This window comes from Streptomyces sp. XM83C (genome assembly GCF_023072675.1).
GTDB lineage: Bacteria > Actinomycetota > Actinomycetes > Streptomycetales > Streptomycetaceae > Streptomyces > Streptomyces thermocoprophilus.
Map to the genome: position 1 here is coordinate 1 of NZ_JALLGL010000564.1, position 1452 is coordinate 1452.

At 68.9% G+C, this 1452-nt stretch carries 1 protein-coding gene; it reads right to left on the reverse strand.

Annotated features, from left to right (window positions below; all coding sequences use genetic code 11):
* Positions 1 to 1235: HD domain-containing protein (locus MTQ10_RS30370; protein WP_247473883.1), on the reverse strand; the 1235-nt coding region annotated here is incomplete at its 3' end.
* Positions 1236 to 1452: the final 217 nt, after the last annotated feature.

Consider the following 1452-nt stretch of genomic DNA (forward strand, 5'->3'; position numbering starts at 1 on the left):
GTGCGGATCTCGTCGGCGAACTCGGCGAGCGGATCGTCGGCGCGGGAGGCGTTCTCGACGATCAGTTCGCGGGTGTGCTGGTACGGCGCGTAGGGGTTGCCGAGGGCGACGACTCCGGCCTCGGCGACCTTGTGCATCTGGTGGGTGCGGATGAGGACTTCGGCGATCTGTCCGTCCTCGCGGGCGAGGGCGGTGTGCAGCGACTGGTACAGGTTGAACTTGGGTACGGCGATGAAGTCCTTGAACTCCGCGATGACGGGCGTCATGCAGGTGTGCAGTTCGCCGAGGACGGCGTAGCAGTCGGCGTCCTCGTTGACGAGGACGAGCAGCCGGCCGAAGTCGGCGCCGCGCAGCTGTCCGCGTTTGCGGGCGACGCGGTGGACGGAGACGAAGTGCCGTGGCCGGATGACGACTTCGGCGGGGATGTCGGCCTCGTGCAGCACGGTGCGGATCTCGTCGGCGAACTCGGCGAGCGGATCGTCGGCGCGGGAGGCGTTCTCGACGATCAGTTCGCGGGTGTGCTGGTACTCCTCGGGGTGGAGGATCTGGAAGACGAGGTCCTCCAGTTCGGTCTTGAGTGCCTGTACGCCGAGGCGTTCGGCGAGGGGGATGAGCACGTCCCGGGTGACCTTGGCGATGCGGGCCTGTTTCTCGGGGCGCATGACGCCGAGGGTGCGCATGTTGTGCAGCCTGTCGGCGAGTTTGATCGACATGACGCGTACGTCGTTGCCGGTGGCGACGAGCATCTTGCGGAAGGTCTCGGGTTCGGCGGCGGCGCCGTAGTCGACCTTCTCCAGTTTGGTGACGCCGTCGACGAGGAAGCGGACCTCCTCGCCGAACTCCTCGCCGACCTGATCGAGTGTCACGTCCGTGTCCTCGACGGTGTCGTGGAGCAGGGACGCGGTCAACGTGGTGGTCTCTGCGCCGAGTTCGGCGAGGATCAGGGTGACGGCGAGGGGGTGCGTGATGTACGGCTCGCCGCTCTTGCGCATCTGGCCTCGGTGCGAGGACTCGGCCAGGAGGTAGGCGCGGCGCAGGGGTTCGAGGTCGGCGTCGGGGTGGTGGGCGCGGTGGGCGTCGACGACGTGGCTGATGGCGTCCGGCAGCCGGTCGCGTGCCGTGGTTCCCAGCAGTGCCGCCCGGCCGAGGCGGCGCAGATCGATCCGGGGCCGCCAACGTGCCGTTGGTCCGGTGACCGGACCCGGGGTGGCAGGGTTCGTGGCCTCCGCACTCATGAGCACCTCCGGCTGCGTGGACCGGCGGACGGGGTGCCCCATGGCGGACACGGCTCAGGGGATGGCGACGGTCCCCCGTCCGAGCCGGTGCTTGATGCTACCGAGCCCATCACGTGCGGCTGACCGCCTCTCGCCGAGCGTGAAACGGATCACCCATTCGAGCGAAGGAGTGGGGGTTTGCGGTTTGGGCGCGACCGCCGGGTGGGGGGTTTCGGGG